Source organism: Rhodococcus sp. NPDC057529 (assembly GCF_042802055.1).
GTDB lineage: Bacteria > Actinomycetota > Actinomycetes > Mycobacteriales > Mycobacteriaceae > Rhodococcus_F.
In genome coordinates, this window is sequence record NZ_JBHVEY010000002.1 from 217,481 (window position 1) to 233,381 (window position 15,901).

Here is a 15,901-nt window from a genome sequence, read left to right on the forward strand (position 1 = left end):
GTCATGACCATCGTCGACAACATCGGAGACGGGCAGTCGCAGCGCGCGACGCACGCGGGAACGTTCGAGGCGGAACGGCAACGACAACACGATGCGGCAGAACTGCGCGCGCGGGAACGGGCACCCCAGCGCGGCGAGCACGTGGAGGCACTCAACGGTCCCGGCGGGGTTGCCGCGGCGGATACGCCCGAACGGATCGCGAAGCGGGTGGACCGGCTCGGTCGCTACTACGGCGAAGACGGCTGGACGTCGGACTCTCTCCCGGATCGGGTGCTCGAGAAGATCCTGGGCACAGCCGATTTCGTCGGCGCCCGCTACCTCGATGCCGGCGTCGCCGCCGCCCGGTCCATCGGACGGGTGAACATCCGCGATGCCCGGGGCACCCTGCAGGGCTACGGCACCGGCTTCCTCGTCTCACCGGCCCTGCTGCTGACCAACCACCACGTGCTGCCGGACGCCGACACCGCCCGCAGCAGCGTGATCGAGTTCGACTACCAGGATGGCGTCGACGGAAAACCGCGTCCCGTGCAGATGTTTCCGTTCGATCCGGATCGGTTCTACCTCGCCGACCGGGAACGCGATTTCGCGCTGGTCGCGGTCGGGGCCGAGCCCGGAACGCTCGCACAGTTCGGTTTCAGCCCGTTGATCCAGGCGGAGGGCAAGGCCGTGATCGGTGAGTTCGTGACCATCGTGCAGCATCCCCGCGGCGAGAAGAAGCAGATCGCGCTGCGGGAGAACCGCATCGTCGACATTCCCGAACGGTTCCTGCACTACTCGGCCGACACCGAACCCGGATCGTCGGGTTCACCGGTGTTCAACGACCAGTGGGAGGTGGTCGCCCTGCACCACGCGAGTGTGCGGGCGCCGCAGCACACCGAGTTCGGTGGAGTCCTCAACGAGGGGGTGCGGATCAGCCGCATACTCGAATACGTGCGTGCGCAGAACCTGACCCCGCGGTGGCGGGGCCTCGTCGACGAGGTCCTCGGCGCCGAGCGGGCGGTGCCGGCGGTCCGCCCGGTGCTCGAACAGGAACGGGAGGTGACCGTCCGGGTTTCCCTCGAGATCACGGTGCGCCTCGGATCCGTCGACTCAGCGGCCGCGGCGCCCGAAGCGATCTCGATCGATCCGAACTACGGCACCCGGGGTGGGTACGACGCGAACTTCCTGCAGGTGCCGCTACCACTGCCGCGGCCCGAGGTGCCTGCGGTGGCGTCTCCGGAGTTGAAGTATCACCACTTCAGCGTCGTGATGCACCGCGAGCGGGCGCTGGCCTGGTTCACCGCCGTGAACATCGACGGACGGCAGTCGCAGAGCCCCCGGCGCGACAGCGACAGATGGATACTCGACCCGAGGCTTCCCGCCGATCAGCAGACGGGGGAGGACGTGTACCGCGACAATCCGCTCGACCGAGGGCACCTGGTGCGGCGTCTCGACCCGGCCTGGGGCCCGCTGGCGAAAGCGGCGAACGACGACACGTTCCACTTCACGAATTGCACTCCGCAACACCACAGCTTCAACGCGGGACAGACGCTGTGGCTGGGACTCGAGGACTACGTCCTGAAGAACGCGGACAACGCCGATCTCGCCGTCACCGTCGTGACCGGGCCCGTTCTCGCACCGGACGACCCGAAGTATCGCGGCGTGGCGCTGCCACGGCAGTTCTGGAAGACGGTCGCCATGGTCAAGCAGGACGGCAGCCTCTCGGCCACCGGATACCTGCTCAGCCAGGCCGCCCTGCTCGACGAGTTCGCCGAGGGGGAGGAAGCGTTCTCCTACGGCGCGTACCGCACGTTCCAGGTACCCGTCCGGCGGATCGCCCGGTTGACCGGACTGGGCCTGGACCCCTACATCGCGGCCGACCCGCTCGAACGGATCGAGGCGAGCAGCCTGCCCCGCGAACTGATCCGCCCCCAGGACCTGATCCTCTGAAACCGGAAGGAAACCCGACGTCATGAGCACCAGCGAATCATCTGCCGATCTGCCGACCCGCCGCACGTGCGGGGCGATGGACGTGCACCGCCGGTTGCTGACCGAGTCGGAGTCGTACCGCATCGCCCGCTCGGAGATCGAGAACCAGAGCATCGAACTGGAGCCGTTGCAGTCGATCGCCGCCCGCGGGCCGGTGCGGATTCCGGTGGTCGTGCACGTCGTGTCGAACACCGCGGCGCAGAACATCTCCGACGCACAGGTGGAGAGCCAGATCGCGGTGCTCAACAAGGACTTCCGCGCCGCCAACGACGACATCGACACCGTTCCGCCCGTGTTCGAGCACCTGATCGGCGACGCCGGAATCGAGTTCTTCCTCGCCGACACCGACCCGGCCGGACGGCCGTCGAACGGAATCACCCGCACCACAACCGAAGTCGACTCGTTCGGCCAGAACGACGGCGTGAAGTCCGCGGAGACCGGCGGCGCGGACCCGTGGCCGACGCAGAGATATCTCAACATCTGGGTCTGCGCGCTCGGCGGTGGCCTGCTCGGCTACGCGCAGTTCCCCGGCGGTCCTGTCTCCACCGACGGCGTCGTGATCACCTACACCGCGTTCGGCACGACGGGCACCGCGCGGGCACCGTTCGACCTCGGGCGCACCGCGACCCACGAGATCGGGCACTATTTCAACCTCTTCCACATCTGGGGCGACGACGGCACCGGATGCCGGGGCTCCGACGAGGTCGCCGACACCCCCAATCAGGGCGGGCAGAACGTCGGGATGCCACGATTCCCGCACATCAGTTGCAGGAACGGCCCGCACGGCGACCTGTTCATGGATTACATGGACTACACGGACGACGCGGGAATGGTGATGTTCACCAAGGGCCAGGGCGCCCGGATGGGGGCGTGCCTGGACGGCGTCCGGAAGGCGCTGTGGACCGGGCGGGCCGCGAGTCCGGCCGTCTCCGCACTGGTCGCCCCGGGCGCCGCAGGACGCTGGCAGCATTCCTTCGAGGAAGACCACGACGGCGTCCGGGTGTACCGGCCCGCCGGATTCGACTTCCCGCGCGCGAGGGGGCGGGGCGGGATCGAATTCCGGCCGGACGGCTCGTTCGTCGACTGGGCGATCGGCCGGGGCGACGCCGACGAGCCACGGGAAGGTACCTGGGTGCCCGCGGACGACGACGGACGGCTCGAGGTGACCACGGCGGCGGGCGACACCCGCACTGTTCGGGTGGTCCGGTTCGACGAGGACCGGCTCGAATTGGACGTCGGTGACGCGTCCTGACCCTAGCGGCCGGAGGTACCTGCGGAGATATAATTCTCGGACCTGGTATTCACACTCAGTGACGCGGTTCCGCCGTACTCGGGGAGACGGATTGGCGCGCCCCGAAAGGAATTCCGATGTCTACTCGAAAAGTGCTGGGACGGCTGGGAGCAGTGATCGCCGTCGCGGGCGCACTGTCCTTCGCGGTGCCTGGTGCCGCCTCCGCCGCGCCGTTCGTCCCCGCCTCGATGTCGACGTGCGCTCCCGGAGCCTGGCTCACGTTCAATGCGGAACGCGTCGGACCCGACCGGATCCGGTACACCACCGCCGCGCCGTTTGCGCAGTGGAACGGCGCCGTCGTGCAGTTCACGAACCTCACCACCGGGTTCCGCGGTATCGCGTTCGTCAACGACCCGGTACCGGCCGCGGTGGGATTCGGGCCGGTGCTGAGTGAGATCGCCGGCCTGCTGCCGTGCTTCGTCAGCGCGGGCGTCACCATGTCGTAGCCGCCCTCAGCTGGGGTCGGAGCCGCGGATCGCCGCCCACCACACGGCGACGGCCGCGGCCACACACGTCGCGCCGGCGAACGCCGGAAGCCCGCCGCCCGCGACGTACACCCACAGTGCCCCGGAGAACGGCGCCGCCACCGCGAACTGGGCGTCGAGGAGAAGTCTGCGGGCGGGCCGGACCGCCACCCGGGCGCGCACCGGACCCTCCGGATCCGGACGGGACGGGTTGTCGATCAACCGGCCGGGCGGTTCCGAACGACGCGCTCGTCCGGACGGGAGCAGGCGACGGCCGTCCGACACCACCACGGTGCGGCGGCCCGCGTCGTGCACCGTCGCCGCGGTCGGCGTCGGCAGGGTGATCAGGGCGGGATCGAAGAACACCGGAATCCACAGTGACCCCGGTTTCTCGCGGACCTCGATCCAGGACCTGCTGGTCAGCCGGTGCTGCTGGCGCACCCGGTGCACCGTGGCCGGCCGACCCGGCCCGGAGAGCGCACGGGTGGCCGCGAACCACGTGTAACCGGTGACCCCGAGCACCGCCGCCGCCACGACGACCAGCGCGCTGAGCTGATCGGCGTCGGCGACGACGGCGAACCCGCCGCACACCAGCAGGGCGCCCACGGCGACGGCCACCGGATAGCGCACGGCCGCGAACCCGCTAATTCAGGAAGCCGATCTTGGTGTAGTCGTAGGACGCGAGACCGGCGGCACCGAAGTTCGCCAGGTTGTCGCGCACCGCGACGTTGCCCGGCGCCTGCATCAGCGGCAGCGAGAACCCCTCCTCGAACACTGCGGTGTCGACCTCGTTGGCCAGTTCGATGGCCTTCTGCGGGTCGAGTTCCGAGATGGTCCGCTCGATCAGCGCATTCAGTTCGGGCGAACCGATCCGGCCGTAATTGCCCTGCAGGTCGTCGGGGTTGTACGCGTAGATCTGCGGGAGGCCGCTGAGCGGGAACGGATCACCCACCCAGGAGAATTGGGCGAGGTCGAAGTCGCCGGGCTGGATGACGTCGGTGAAGAACCCGGTGCCGCCGCGGGTGTCGATGTTCAGCTTGGCGCCGATCTGCGCGAGGTTCTGCTGAACGATCTGCGCGATCTGGACCCAGGTGGTCGACTGGTACATCACGTCGCGGATCTCGAGCCGGCGACCGTCCTTCTCCCGGAACTCGCCGTTGAGTTTCCAGCCGAGTTCGTCGAGTCGCCGGGCGGCCTCCTCCGGGTCGTAGGCGACGGCCGCGCTGTTGTCCTGGTAGCCCTGCTGACCGCTGAGGTAGACGTGGTTGTTCAGCGGCTTCGGGTCGTCGACCAGACCGTTCTGGATCGCGGTCGCGATGCCCTGCCGGTCGATGCCCTTCGACAGCGCCACCCGCAATTGCGGATCGGCGAGGATCGATCCGTCCGCGCCGTTGAACGTGATGTGCGAGAACTGGGTTCCCGGCGCCCGGCGGATCGCGATGCCGTCCGATCCCTCCGCCGTCTTCACCTCGTCGATCGTGCCCAGCCCGGACGCGTCGATCTCGTTGTTCTGCAGCGCGGGAATGCGCGCGGAGTCGTCGAGCACGCTGTACGTGATGGTGTCGAGTTTCGGGGTGTTACCCCACCACGCGGGGTTGCGGCCCAACGTGATCCGGTTCTGCGCCCGGTCGATCGACGCGATCGCGAACGGTCCCGACGTCACCGAGATCCCGTCGCGCAGACTCGTGTTGAACGCCTCCGGGGTCGCGGTGGCCGACTTCGGGTAGAGCATCGAATTGCCCGCGAACTGGCCCCGCCATTCGGCGTACGGCTCGGCGAACGTGATCACCGCCTGACGGTCGTCGACGCCGCGCTCGACCCGGTCCACCCGCTCGAACCCGGACGTGTTCGCGATCAGGAATTCCTTGTTCTTCCCACTGAGCGCCGCGGCCTGGGACTGGATGTCCTCCCACGTGATCGGGGTGCCGTCGGACCACACCGCCTTCGGCTCGATCGTGTACGTGACCTGCTGGGGGTCGGTGCCGGTGAGCGCGACGTCGACGAAGTAGTCGTGGTTCACCGACAGCGCTCCCGCGGCGTCGGTGCCGAACGCGCGGGGCATCATCGGCTTCAGCATGCCGCCGATCTCGGAGTCGTTGCCGTCGTTGGACAGCGTGTTGAAGTTCGGGGGGAAACCCGACAACGCCAACCGCAGGTTTCCGCCGTCGCGCAGTTCGCTGGGGTCGTGCGGGTTGATGTCGTTGGTGGTGCCGAGCGACCCGGATCCGGTCCCGGTGCCGCCGGTGTCCGAACCCCCGCAGCCGGCGAGAACGAGGCCGACGGCCAGGAACGATACCGCGAGGCGGGTGCGCGCCGAACGAATCCTCATGGATGTGCCCTTCCTCGAAGTTCGCTGACCCTAGTGTGCCAAATCGGTCGGATCCGGAACGGGGATTGCCGCGAGCAGTGCCCGGGTGTATTCGTGCTGCGGATCCTCGAAAATCGTCTGCGCGGCCCCCGACTCGACGATCCTGCCCCGGTACATCACCGCGACGTCGTGCGCGATGTTGCGGACCACGGACAGGTCGTGGGAGACGAACAGGTACGACATGCCCCGCTGCTCCTGCAGGTCGCGCAGGAGGTTGAGTATCCCGGCCTGGATGGAGACGTCGAGCGAAGACACCGGTTCGTCCAGGAACAGCAGTTCCGGATCGAGGGCGAGCGCCCGGGCGATGCTGATCCGCTGCTTCTGGCCGCCCGAGAAGTCGGCCGGATACCGGTCGGCGTGCTCGCGTCGCAACCCGACCAGGTCGAGCAGTTCCGGTACCCGGCGGCCGATCTCCTCGCGCCCGCGGCCGTCCAGCCGCAGCGGCTCGGCGAGCACGTCGAACACCGGCAGCCGGGGGTCCAGGGACGCCGTCGGATCCTGGAAGACAACGGCCATCTTCCGCCGGAGAGCGCGCCTGCGATGGGCGCTCAGCGCCGCCACGTCGGCACCCAGCACCTCGATCGACCCGGATTCCGGCGCGGACAGGTCGAGGACCTGCGTCAACGTCGTCGACTTGCCCGAGCCGGATTCGCCCACCAACGCCAGCGTGCGGCCGGCACGAATGTCGAACGTGATGCCGTCGACCGCCCGGATCTCGCCGCGCTTGCGGCGGAACACCAGACCGCTGGTGATCGGATACGTCTTCACCAGGTCGGTCACCCGCAGCACCACCCGGTCGTCGGGCGTCCTCGCGGGAGGGGTAGGGGTAGACCGGTCTCGCCGGTACGCCGTGAACAGGTCGCGGGTGCCGGCCTCGTCGACGCGGATGCACGCCGCCCGGTGCGCCGGTCCGGTCGCGACGAGTTCCGGTTCGGCGAGCAGGCAGGCGTCCACGGCGAGCGGGCAGCGCGGCGCGAACGCGCAACCCGGTGGCAGCGAATGCGGTGCCGGCGGGGCGCCGGCGATCGAGACCAGGCGGCTCCGGATCGGCGCGTCCATCCGCGGTACGGACACGAGTAGTCCTGCGGTGTAGGGCATCCGGGGTTCGGCGAACAGTTCCCGCACCGGCGCCGATTCCACCACCCGGCCCGCGTACATCACCACCACGCGGTCGGCGAGGGTCGCCGCGATGCCCATGTCGTGGGTGATCATCACGACGCCGGCGCCGGTGAGATCACGGGCCTTGCGGAGCAGGTTGAGGATCTGCGCCTGCACGGTCACGTCGAGGGCGGTGGTCGGTTCGTCGCAGATGATCAGCGCGGGATCGTTGGCGATCGCGATGGCGATCACCACGCGCTGTCGCATGCCGCCGGAGAACTCGTGGGGAAAGGCCCTGGCGCGCACCGCTGGATCGGGGATCCCGACCAGATCGAGGAGGTCGACGGCGCGCTGCTCGGCGTCCTTCCTGTTGCTCGCCCGGCCGTGGACCAGCAGCGCCTCGGCGATCTGGTCACCGACCCGGTACACCGGCGTCAACGCGGACAGCGGGTCCTGGAACACCATGCTGACCGTCTTCCCGCGCAGCGCCGAGAGTTCCCGGTCTCCCATGCCCAGCAACTCACGGCCCTGCAACCGGATCGAGCCGGTGACGCGCGCGTGCTCGGGCAGCAGACCCATCACGGCGAGGGACGCCACCGACTTGCCCGAGCCCGACTCACCCACGATGGCGAGCACCTCGCCGTCGGAGACGGTGTAGCTGACGTCGCGGACCGCCTCGATCCGGCCTTCCTCGCTGGGAAAGCTGACCCGCAGGTTCTCGATGTCGAGCAGCGGTTGCCCGGTCACCGCTTCGCCTTCCTGCTCTTGCGGGACCGGGCCCGCTTCGAGGTGGGGTCGACTGCATCGCGGAGACCGTCGCCCACCAGGTTGGCAGACAGCACGGTGATCACCAGCAGTCCGCCCGCGAACATGAACAGCCACGGGTAGGTGAGGGCGGATTCGGTGCCGTCGGCGATCAGCGACCCGAGGGAGATGTCCGGTTTCTGCACGCCGAACCCGAGGAAACTGAGCCCGGTCTCGGCGAGGATCGCGGCGCCGACGTTCAGGGTCGCGTCGATGATCAGGATCGACGCGATGTTCGGGACGACGTGGCTGGTGATGATCTTGTGCGTCGGTGCCCCCATGTACCGGGCGGCCTGCACGAATTCCCGCTCGCGCAGACTCAGCGTCATCCCGCGGACCATCCGGGCGGTGATCATCCAGCCGAACACCGCCAGCAGCAGGATCAGCAGGACGATCGAACTCGACGACTTCAGCCGGGGAGTGAACACGGCGATGATGATGAAGCTGGGAACGACGAGCAGCAGATCGACCAGCCACATGATCACCCGATCCGGCCAACCGCCGACATACCCGGCCAGCGCACCGACGAGCGCCGCGATGGCGGTGGAGAAGAGCGCGACGCAGATGCCGATGATCAGCGACTTCTGCAGCCCGCGCAACGTCTGTGCGAGAACGTCCTGCCCGATCTGGTTGGTGCCGAACGGGTGTTCGGCGCTCGGCGGCTGCAGCAGCGCCGTGTAGTCCAGTTGCTGATAGTCGTAGGGGAGCAGGTACGGTCCGACGAAACTGGCGACGAACAGCAACAGCAGGACGCACACCCCGGCGATGGCGGGCTTGTTCCGGAGAAACCGCCGGAACAGCAGGGTCCGGCGACCGACGGCCGACACCGCCGCATCGGTGGACGCGATCTGGATCTCGGTCACCCGACACGCACCCTCGGGTCCAGCGCCGCGTACACGACGTCCGAGAGCAGCCCTGACAACAGCACGATCAGCCCGGTGAACGACGTGATCGCGACGACGATGTTGGTGTCCTGATTGTCGATGCCGATCACGATCCACTCGCCGATGCCGTGCCAGCCGAAGATCTTCTCGGTGAACGTGGCCCCGACGACCAGCGCCCCGAACCCGTAGGCGAACAAGGTCGCCATCGGGATCAGCGCCGTCCGGAGTCCGTGCTTGAGCAGTGCCGCCCGCCGGGTCAGGCCCTTCGCCCGCGCGGTCCGGATGAAGTCGCTCCCCAGGACGTCGAGCATCGCGTTGCGTTGATATCGGCTGTACCCGGCGATGCTGCCCAACGCCAGCGCGATGGTCGGCAGCACCAGATGCTGCACCCGGTCGACGAACTGCGGCCAGAACCCGGTGATCGTGCTGGCCGAGGATTCCCCGGTGTACAGGAAGATCTGGCTGCCGGTGGCCGAGTTGATCTGGAGAGCACCGTATTTCAGCAACGTTGCCACGAGGAACACGGGCGCGCTGAGAATCAGCAGCGACACGACGGTGCTGAAGTAGTCGCTGAACTTGTACTGCCGGATCGCACCGGCGGCACCGATCAACACACCCAGCACCGCCCCGATGACGGAACCGAGGATCAGCAATCGCATGCTCACCAGGATCCGGCGGCCCAACTCGTCCGACACCGGCTGACCCGTGACGGTGGTGCCGAAATCGCCGTGCACGACGCCGCCCAGCCAGTTCGCGTACCGCACCGGGATCGGGTCGTCCAGATGCAGTTCCGCGGCCTTCGCGTCGATCACCGATTGCGGCGGCCGGGGGTTGCGTTGTTCCAGGCTGTCGAGCGGGCGGAAGGTGAGGGAGGTGAGGCTGAACGTCAGGAACGACGCCAGCAGCAACAGCACCACGTAATTGAGCGCTCGTCGTAGCAGGAAGCCGGCCATCGGTCCCCCTCGCAACTAGGGCTCAACGCTACGAAGTATAGGAGCGCGCCGACGGCGGTCGGCCCGACTCGGCGAAACGGGTGCCGGGCCCGAATTCCCCGCCACGCACGTCGCGTCGTCGCTTGTTAGCGTGGGCGGTGTGACAATTCGTGCCGGCGCCGTCGAACCGGTGACGCGGCGCACGGCACACCTCACCGGGTACGACGAACACGCCGTGACGGTCCCGCGGTCCGGCGATCGTGCGGTCGTCGCGGTGCCGCGCGGGGCGACACCGTCGGCGGTCGCGTACTACCTGCACGGGCGGACGGGGGACGAGAGGTCGATCGACGACCGCGCCGGACTGCGGGACGGACTGCTGGACGCCGGATACGTGGTCGCGAGCCCGTACCTGCACGGCGACCTCTGGGGTAACCGGTCGGCGCAGGACGCCGTGGTGGCGCTGGACGCGTGGGTGTCCCGGCGGTGGCCGGTGACAGTGCGGTTCCTGATCGGCGAGTCGATGGGCGGCAACGCCGCCGCGAACGCCGTGCGCCTGCGCGAGGCGCCGTGGGACGGTGCGGTGTTCATCGCCCCGTCGCTGTCGCTGCGCGCGGTGTGGGAACGAGGTGAGCACGGACGCGACACCGTGCGGGACGCGTTCGACCTGTCCGCGGACGGGCACGACCTGGAATCGAAGACCGAGCACTGGGACGCCGTCCGGCACCGGCCGGGAGATTATGTGGGAATACCCATTCGGGTGTACGCCTCGCGGGAGGACGAGGTCGCGAACATCGCCGGGGTCACGGGACCGTGGGTCGAGATGATCCGCCGCGGCTCGGACGCCGTCGAGTTCGTCGAGGTGAGCGGCCCGCACGTGTCGGACGACCACTTCCGGGCCGCGGAGATCGTGGAGTTCTTCGGGACGCTCCGGTGAACGCGGGGAGACCTTCGCGGCGAAGGCCTCCCCGCCCGTTCACGCCTCGGTGCGGTGCGTGGTGTCGAGGCGGAAGATGTTGGTGAAGAAATCCTTGACGGCCTGGATCTTCTCGTTGGTCAGGTCGATGGCGTGGCGACGCGATTCTTCGAGCGCGGTGGGCATGGAGGCTTCCTTTCGTCGAGGGGGCACAGCATGGCGATCGACAGTCTGCCCCAACATGCTGACGCCCGCATGACGAACTGGTGTCGCGCATGCAACTCGAACAGCAAGCGAGGGAGCGTGTTCGGTTAACCTGGCACGATGACGACGAGCAGCGCGGACGGCCGGGTCGCGATCACCTACTGCACCCAGTGCCAATGGTTGTTGCGTGCAGCATGGATGGCGCAGGAACTACTCGGAACGTTCGGTCAGGAACTCGGCGAGGTCGCACTCGTCCCCGGCACCGGAGGGATCTTCCGCATCACCGTCGACGACGACCTGATCTGGGACCGCAAAGAGCAGGGCGGCTTCCCGGACATCGTCGTCCTCAAGCAGCTGGTCCGCGACCGGGTCGCGCCCGACCGCCACCTCGGGCACAGCGACCGGAAGACCCCCTGACGTCAGATCCCGACAGCCCGCTCCAGCACGCGCAGCTCGTGTCCGAGCCGGGCCGGGATCGACTTCAGGTCGGGCACGGCGCTGCGGCAACCGGTGACACCGAACGAGATGATGTCGTCGTTGCTGGTGCACGTGATGTTCAGTCCCTGGCCGTCGACCGGAACCGACAGCGGGTAGATGGCGTCGAGCCGCGCACCGTTCCAGTACAGCGGTGAGCTGGGGCCGGGAACGTTGGAGATGATGAGGTTGAACGGCGGGCGCACCCGCGAGTTGTGCCCGAACAGCATGCTCGCGCCGATCGGTGCCGCCCCGAGCGCGCTCATCGCGAGGATCTGCGTGGCGGTCATCGAGCCATAGGCTTCCTTACCCTCGCGCATGGAGGTCCGGATGGTCTCGAGCCGATCCGCCGGCTCGCGCAGGTGGGTGCCGAGGTTGCACATGAGCACCCCGATGTTGTTGCCGGTCGCCGCCTCACGCTGACTCTTCAGCGACACCGGCACCATCGCGATCAACGGCTCGGCGGGCAGGGCGTTCTGATCCTCGAGGTAGCTGCGGAGCGCCCCCGACGACATCGCGAGCACGACGTCGTTGATGGTGCTGTCGGACAGCTTGGCGACCAGGCGGAGACGTTCGAGCGGCCACGACTGCGCCGCGAACTGGCGGGCGCCGGTGATCGGCACGTTGAACGGGGTCTTCGGTGCGGACAGGGCGAGCGGACCGCCCTGGTCGCGGAAGGCGCGGGAAACGGTGCCGGCGAGTGCGGGCACGAGACCGGCGACCTCACCGACCGTCTCACGGGCGGTGCGGATGGTGGAACCGGCGAGACCCGACAGGCTGAACCCCTTCGACGGCGTCCGCTGCGGGCGGGGACCGCGCGGCTGCCACGGAGCGGGCACGTCCCGATCGTCGGAATTCTCGCTGAGCGCGTTGCGCAGCATCTTCATCGCGGTGACGCCGTCGGCGACCGCATGGTGGATCTTGGTGTAGACGGCGAACCGTCCGTCGCTCAGTCCCTCGATCAGGTGCATCTCCCACAGCGGGCGGCTGCGGTCGAGCAGCGATCCGTGCAGCCGTGAGCACAGGGCCATCAGCTCGGCCTCGCCGCCGGGGGCGGGCAGTGCGTCGTGCCGGATGTGATGGCCGAGGTCGATGTCGTCGACGGTCTCCCAGCTCCACTGACCCAGAGACGAGAAGGACCGGCGGGCCCGCTTGGCGAGCCGGGGTGTGACGATGCCGTCGCCCTCGGCGAGCGCGCGGTCGAGCATCGCGCGCATGTCGTAGGTGTCGGCGCCTTCCGGAAGCTGGAAGATCTCCACGCCACCGACATGCATCGGGTGCTCTCGGGACTCGCCGAGAAGGAACATCGAGTCGAGGGGGGACATGGGGAGCGGCATCTATTGCCCTTTCCATCCCGAAGACGACTTCCCGGATCGCAGGAGGGCTCGTCTGTGGTCTGAGGTAACGGGAGATGGTGACGTTCCGTTTGTCAGGGACCACCACCGGATAACTAATTGATATGGGACAGGTCACGAAAGCGTGACGCTCGTATTTCTACAGGTTTCCCGTGAGCCATGCCACTAGACAAGCGTCCAGTTCGGCTGCTGTCATTCGGCCGATGTACACCGAAAGTGAACTCCGTGTGAACATCCCAATTTTGTGCACTCAGTGCGGAATTCGCGTTTCCGAAACTGCCTAGGGCCGAAAGTCCCTACTCGGTAGCCAATGTGGCGTGAACAAGCCGTGTGTAGTTGTAAAGCGCGTGTCGTTCAAAGGACCGGCTCTCGTCGGAACTCTGCTGGCGGAGAGTGGTTTTCGCTCCGGCGAGTCCCGCACTTACCGAGCGTTCGAACCGCCGGCCGCTCGGCCTCGTGGTGATGGGCGGTCCGACGGGGCGCCGTCGACGACGTTACCCACCCGCAACCTCCGGGAGAGCGAAACTTCATCAAAAAAATTTCGGACGCCGGTCTCCCGGTGCTCGGGATCTGCCACGGCGCGCAACTTCTCGCCGCCTCCTTCGGCGGCGCGATCCGGTGCCGTCGGCGCCGTGGTGCGGAACCTGATCGGTTCGATCCTCGACCTCGCCGAGAGCTGACAGAATCGGGCGCGCGGTCGCCGATGAGTTTTGCGCACCGCCGTGGTCTGTATCGATGACTTCCGCACTGGGCGGAACCCGAGAAGGAGAATCACATGTCCCGGATGCTCTTCGTGAACCTGCCGATCAAGAACCTCGACGCGACCAAGCAGTTCTTCGGCGGACTCGGCTTCGAGTTCAACGCCACGTTCAGCGACGACTCCTGCACCGCCATGGTGATCAACGAGTCCACGTCGGTGATGCTCCTCGTCGAGTCCCGGTTCAAGGACTTCATCGAAGGCGGCATCTGCGACACCTCGAAGGCCGTCGAGGCGCTGCTGTGTATCTCGGCCGACAGCCGCGAGGAGGTCGACAGCCTCGTCGACAAGGCCCTCGCCTCCGGTGGCTCGGCGTGGGGCAAGCTCCAGGACGAGGGCTTCATGTACGGCCGCGCGTTCCGTGACCTGGACGGCCACGTCTGGGAGGTCATGTGGATGGATCCGGCCGCCGTGCCGGCGTAGGAGTCAGGCGGGCGGGGTCTCCGGCAGTCCGAACTTCTCGAACAGATCGACGTCGAAGAAGCAGACGACGTGGGAGACCCCGCCGGCCGTCACGTCCAGAACGTGCAGCTGAAACGGACGATGGACCCCGTCCTCCCCGCGCATGTACAGGCCGAGCGCCGGCTGTCCGTTGGCCACCGTCGGCACCAGTCGCATGTCGCCTCCAGCCTTGGCCGGGCACTTCTCGCTGACCAGGGTGCCGATCGCGGTCCCGCCGCGGTACCAGCCCTCGAACGGCGGCATCTCCCAGACGGCGTCCTTGGTGAACAGTTCGACGATCCCGTCGATGTCGTAGTTCTCGAACGCGGCCACGTAGCGGTCGAGCAGTTCGCGTTCCTCGGGGGACTCCGGTTCGACGAGCGTGTCCGCCGACGGCGTGGCCAGTTCGAGTTGCGTCCGGGCACGCTGCAGCAGGCTGTTGACCGCCGTCGTGGTGGTACCGAGGGCCGTCGCGACCTCCGACGCCTTCCACTGCAACACGTCGCGCAGGACGAGAACGGCGCGCTGACGTGCAGGAAGATGCTGAAGGGCCGCGATGAACGCCAACCGCACCGACTCGCGCGACGTCACGACGGTGGCGGGATCACCGGCGTCGTCGTCGATGAGGCGGTTGGGGAGCGGCCCGAGCCACGGCACCTCGTGTCGCTCGACGAGTTCGGCGGTCGGATCGGAGTCGGGAGCGCCCAGACCGCTCGGCAGCGGACGCTTCGACCTGTTCTGCAACGCCGTCAGGCAGGTGTTGGTGGCGATCTTGTACAGCCACGTCCGCAGCGATGCCTGCTGCTGGTAGCCCTCGTATCCGCGCCACGCCCGGATGAACGTCTCCTGCATCTGGTCTTCGGCGTCGTGAAGTGAGCCCATCATGCGATAACAATGGGCGAGCAACTCGCGCCGGTAAGGGTCGGCGAGTGCGAGGAATTCCCCGTCGAGCGACTGCGCAGCCGTCATGGTTGGAGCTTACTGCGACCGTCTGACAGATGTCGGGCCCTCACGCTCGCCGACCCGGTGTTCAGCCCCAGTTCACCATCGGCTGACCCGTCTCGAGCAGCGTCTTCATTCCGCTCAGCACCTCGTTCCAGCCGCCGCCGGCGCCCTCGGGTTCGTGCCTGCCCGCGACCATCTCCGCCAGGCCCGGCGCATTGGTGAGGTCGTGTGTGACAGTCAGTTTCGCGACTCCGGGCCTGCTCGACTGCACGATCTCGTAGGTCAGCGTGGTGAAACCCTCCACGTTGTCGGCGTCCATCAGCATCCGCCACGTCTGGACCAGCTTCTTCGGCGGATCGGATTCGATCACCTCGCCGTCGACGATCACGTCCGGAACGCCGGGGTATTCCTTCATCGCGTCGTCCGCGCGCGTGCGGAACGACCCGCCCGCGCGGAGGTCGTAGTCGACGAGGCCGCCGTACCCGTACTGCTGCGACCACTCGGGTTTCGTGATGGCCTCCCAGATGGCCTCCGGGGTCGCCTTGATGTAGACGGCGTAGATCTGGATCGTGTCGGCGGTAGTCATTTCTCTTCCTCCAGTTCGGATTTCAGCTGAGCGAGCGCCGAGGTGTGACGCTCGGTGTACTTGTCGATCCACCGGTTGTGGATCAGCTGTATCGGCACAGGATTGAGGTAGTGAAGTTTCTCCCGGCCGGAGCGGCGCGTGACGACGAGTCCCGCGTCTTCGAGCACACGCAGATGCTTCATGACACCGAATCGCGTCATTTCGACGTGCGACTCGAGTTCGGTGAGCGTCTGACCGTCCTGGGCGAACAATCGGTCGAGTATCAGGCGGCGGGTCGGATCGGCCAGCGCCTTGAAGACGTGATCGTCGTCCATGGATCGAGAATAGGTGACCATTTAGTCACATGTCAACGGTTGTGCGGCTTCGCCACCTGTGAGTACTTGTTAACCGCGGGCGGTTAACAAGTACTCACAGGGG

17 protein-coding genes are annotated in these 15,901 nt (G+C 67.5%); 7 read left to right on the plus strand and 10 right to left on the minus strand.

The features are described from left to right. Positions 1-3: 3 nt before the first annotated feature. The 3 genes from ACFU5V_RS04200 (at position 4) to ACFU5V_RS04210 (ending at position 3,705) form a co-directional block, all read left to right on the plus strand. Positions 4-1,929 (plus strand): DNA/RNA non-specific endonuclease, encoded by a 1,926-nt coding sequence (locus ACFU5V_RS04200; protein WP_378697108.1) that lies wholly within the window; start codon positions 4-6, stop codon positions 1,927-1,929. Between the two features lie 22 nt (positions 1,930-1,951). Continuing rightward, complete coding sequence (locus ACFU5V_RS04205; protein WP_378697110.1) at positions 1,952-3,220, plus strand: zinc metalloprotease; 1,269 nt, start codon at positions 1,952-1,954, stop codon at positions 3,218-3,220. Between the two features lie 116 nt (positions 3,221-3,336). Beyond that, a complete protein-coding gene (locus ACFU5V_RS04210) occupies positions 3,337-3,705 on the plus strand; it encodes a hypothetical protein (protein WP_378697112.1) in 369 nt (122 codons plus the stop codon). A 6-nt stretch (positions 3,706-3,711) separates the two neighbouring features. Here the strand turns inward: ACFU5V_RS04210 and ACFU5V_RS04215 are convergent, their stop codons facing one another. The 5 genes from ACFU5V_RS04215 to ACFU5V_RS04235 are packed head-to-tail and all read right to left on the minus strand — an operon-like array spanning position 3,712 to position 9,830. Beyond that, positions 3,712-4,317, minus strand: coding sequence for a hypothetical protein (locus ACFU5V_RS04215; protein ID WP_378697575.1), 606 nt, complete (start codon positions 4,315-4,317; stop codon positions 3,712-3,714). A 49-nt stretch (positions 4,318-4,366) separates the two neighbouring features. Beyond that, a complete protein-coding gene (locus ACFU5V_RS04220; RefSeq protein WP_378697114.1) occupies positions 4,367-6,052 on the minus strand; it encodes an ABC transporter family substrate-binding protein in 1,686 nt (561 codons plus the stop codon). 30 nt (positions 6,053-6,082) lie between these two features. Then, positions 6,083-7,936 (minus strand): dipeptide ABC transporter ATP-binding protein, encoded by a 1,854-nt coding sequence (locus ACFU5V_RS04225; protein ID WP_378697116.1) that lies wholly within the window; start codon positions 7,934-7,936, stop codon positions 6,083-6,085. Then, positions 7,933-8,856 carry an ABC transporter permease gene (locus ACFU5V_RS04230; RefSeq protein ID WP_378697118.1) on the minus strand — a complete coding sequence of 308 codons (924 nt, stop codon included), beginning with the start codon at positions 8,854-8,856 and terminating at the stop codon, positions 7,933-7,935. The genes ACFU5V_RS04225 and ACFU5V_RS04230 overlap by 4 nt, the downstream gene beginning before the upstream one ends. After that, on the minus strand, positions 8,853-9,830 hold the full coding sequence (locus ACFU5V_RS04235) for an ABC transporter permease (RefSeq protein WP_378697120.1): 978 nt from the start codon (positions 9,828-9,830) through the stop codon (positions 8,853-8,855). Before ACFU5V_RS04235 ends, ACFU5V_RS04230 begins: the two co-directional genes overlap by 4 nt. Before the next feature lie 139 nt (positions 9,831-9,969). Between ACFU5V_RS04235 and ACFU5V_RS04240 the strand changes: the two genes are divergently transcribed. Beyond that, positions 9,970-10,743 carry a serine aminopeptidase domain-containing protein gene (locus ACFU5V_RS04240; RefSeq protein ID WP_378697122.1) on the plus strand — a complete coding sequence of 258 codons (774 nt, stop codon included), beginning with the start codon at positions 9,970-9,972 and terminating at the stop codon, positions 10,741-10,743. A 39-nt stretch (positions 10,744-10,782) separates the two neighbouring features. On the opposite strand, the gene ACFU5V_RS04245 is transcribed toward ACFU5V_RS04240, so the two are convergent. Further along, on the minus strand, positions 10,783-10,908 hold the full coding sequence (locus ACFU5V_RS04245; protein WP_255314952.1) for a hypothetical protein: 126 nt from the start codon (positions 10,906-10,908) through the stop codon (positions 10,783-10,785). Between the two features lie 138 nt (positions 10,909-11,046). On the opposite strand from ACFU5V_RS04245, the gene ACFU5V_RS04250 reads away from it, so the two are divergent. Then, positions 11,047-11,343, plus strand: a complete 297-nt coding sequence (locus ACFU5V_RS04250; RefSeq protein ID WP_378697124.1) for a SelT/SelW/SelH family protein — start codon at positions 11,047-11,049, stop codon at positions 11,341-11,343. Positions 11,344-11,345: 2 nt separating this feature from the next. Here ACFU5V_RS04250 and ACFU5V_RS04255 read toward each other — a convergent pair whose 3' ends face one another. Next, a complete protein-coding gene (locus ACFU5V_RS04255; protein WP_378436883.1) occupies positions 11,346-12,737 on the minus strand; it encodes a wax ester/triacylglycerol synthase family O-acyltransferase in 1,392 nt (463 codons plus the stop codon). A gap of 577 nt (positions 12,738-13,314) precedes the next feature. Between ACFU5V_RS04255 and ACFU5V_RS04260 the strand changes: the two genes are divergently transcribed. Next, entirely contained in the window at positions 13,315-13,494 is a 180-nt protein-coding gene (locus tag ACFU5V_RS04260) for a hypothetical protein (protein ID WP_378436881.1), read from the plus strand. A gap of 36 nt (positions 13,495-13,530) precedes the next feature. Further along, positions 13,531-13,935 (plus strand): VOC family protein, encoded by a 405-nt coding sequence (locus tag ACFU5V_RS04265; protein ID WP_015889204.1) that lies wholly within the window; start codon positions 13,531-13,533, stop codon positions 13,933-13,935. A 3-nt stretch (positions 13,936-13,938) separates the two neighbouring features. On the opposite strand, the gene ACFU5V_RS04270 is transcribed toward ACFU5V_RS04265, so the two are convergent. The 3 genes from ACFU5V_RS04270 to ACFU5V_RS04280 form a co-directional block, all read right to left on the minus strand. After that, entirely contained in the window at positions 13,939-14,922 is a 984-nt protein-coding gene (locus tag ACFU5V_RS04270; protein ID WP_378697126.1) for a sigma-70 family RNA polymerase sigma factor, read from the minus strand. Positions 14,923-14,983: 61 nt separating this feature from the next. Further along, on the minus strand, positions 14,984-15,484 hold the full coding sequence (locus tag ACFU5V_RS04275; protein ID WP_378697128.1) for an SRPBCC family protein: 501 nt from the start codon (positions 15,482-15,484) through the stop codon (positions 14,984-14,986). Next, on the minus strand, positions 15,481-15,798 hold the full coding sequence (locus ACFU5V_RS04280) for a helix-turn-helix transcriptional regulator (RefSeq protein WP_174705445.1): 318 nt from the start codon (positions 15,796-15,798) through the stop codon (positions 15,481-15,483). Before ACFU5V_RS04280 ends, ACFU5V_RS04275 begins: the two co-directional genes overlap by 4 nt. Positions 15,799-15,901: the final 103 nt, after the last annotated feature.

Excerpts from the sequence above, each read along its gene's own strand:
- ACFU5V_RS04200 (WP_378697108.1), top strand. The coding sequence starts at position 4 with ATGACCATCGTCGACAACATCGGAGACGGGCAGTCGCAGCGCGCGACG.
- ACFU5V_RS04205 (WP_378697110.1), top strand. The coding sequence starts at position 1,952 with ATGAGCACCAGCGAATCATCTGCCGATCTGCCGACCCGCCGCACGTGC.
- ACFU5V_RS04210 (WP_378697112.1), top strand. The coding sequence starts at position 3,337 with ATGTCTACTCGAAAAGTGCTGGGACGGCTGGGAGCAGTGATCGCCGTC.
- ACFU5V_RS04220 (WP_378697114.1), bottom strand. The coding sequence starts at position 6,052 with ATGAGGATTCGTTCGGCGCGCACCCGCCTCGCGGTATCGTTCCTGGCC.
- ACFU5V_RS04235 (WP_378697120.1), bottom strand. The coding sequence starts at position 9,830 with ATGGCCGGCTTCCTGCTACGACGAGCGCTCAATTACGTGGTGCTGTTG.
- ACFU5V_RS04245 (WP_255314952.1), bottom strand. The coding sequence starts at position 10,908 with ATGCCCACCGCGCTCGAAGAATCGCGTCGCCACGCCATCGACCTGACC.
- ACFU5V_RS04250 (WP_378697124.1), top strand. The coding sequence starts at position 11,047 with ATGACGACGAGCAGCGCGGACGGCCGGGTCGCGATCACCTACTGCACC.
- ACFU5V_RS04255 (WP_378436883.1), bottom strand. The coding sequence starts at position 12,737 with ATGCCGCTCCCCATGTCCCCCCTCGACTCGATGTTCCTTCTCGGCGAG.
- ACFU5V_RS04265 (WP_015889204.1), top strand. The coding sequence starts at position 13,531 with ATGTCCCGGATGCTCTTCGTGAACCTGCCGATCAAGAACCTCGACGCG.
- ACFU5V_RS04270 (WP_378697126.1), bottom strand. The coding sequence starts at position 14,922 with ATGACGGCTGCGCAGTCGCTCGACGGGGAATTCCTCGCACTCGCCGAC.
- ACFU5V_RS04275 (WP_378697128.1), bottom strand. The coding sequence starts at position 15,484 with ATGACTACCGCCGACACGATCCAGATCTACGCCGTCTACATCAAGGCG.
- ACFU5V_RS04280 (WP_174705445.1), bottom strand. The coding sequence starts at position 15,798 with ATGGACGACGATCACGTCTTCAAGGCGCTGGCCGATCCGACCCGCCGC.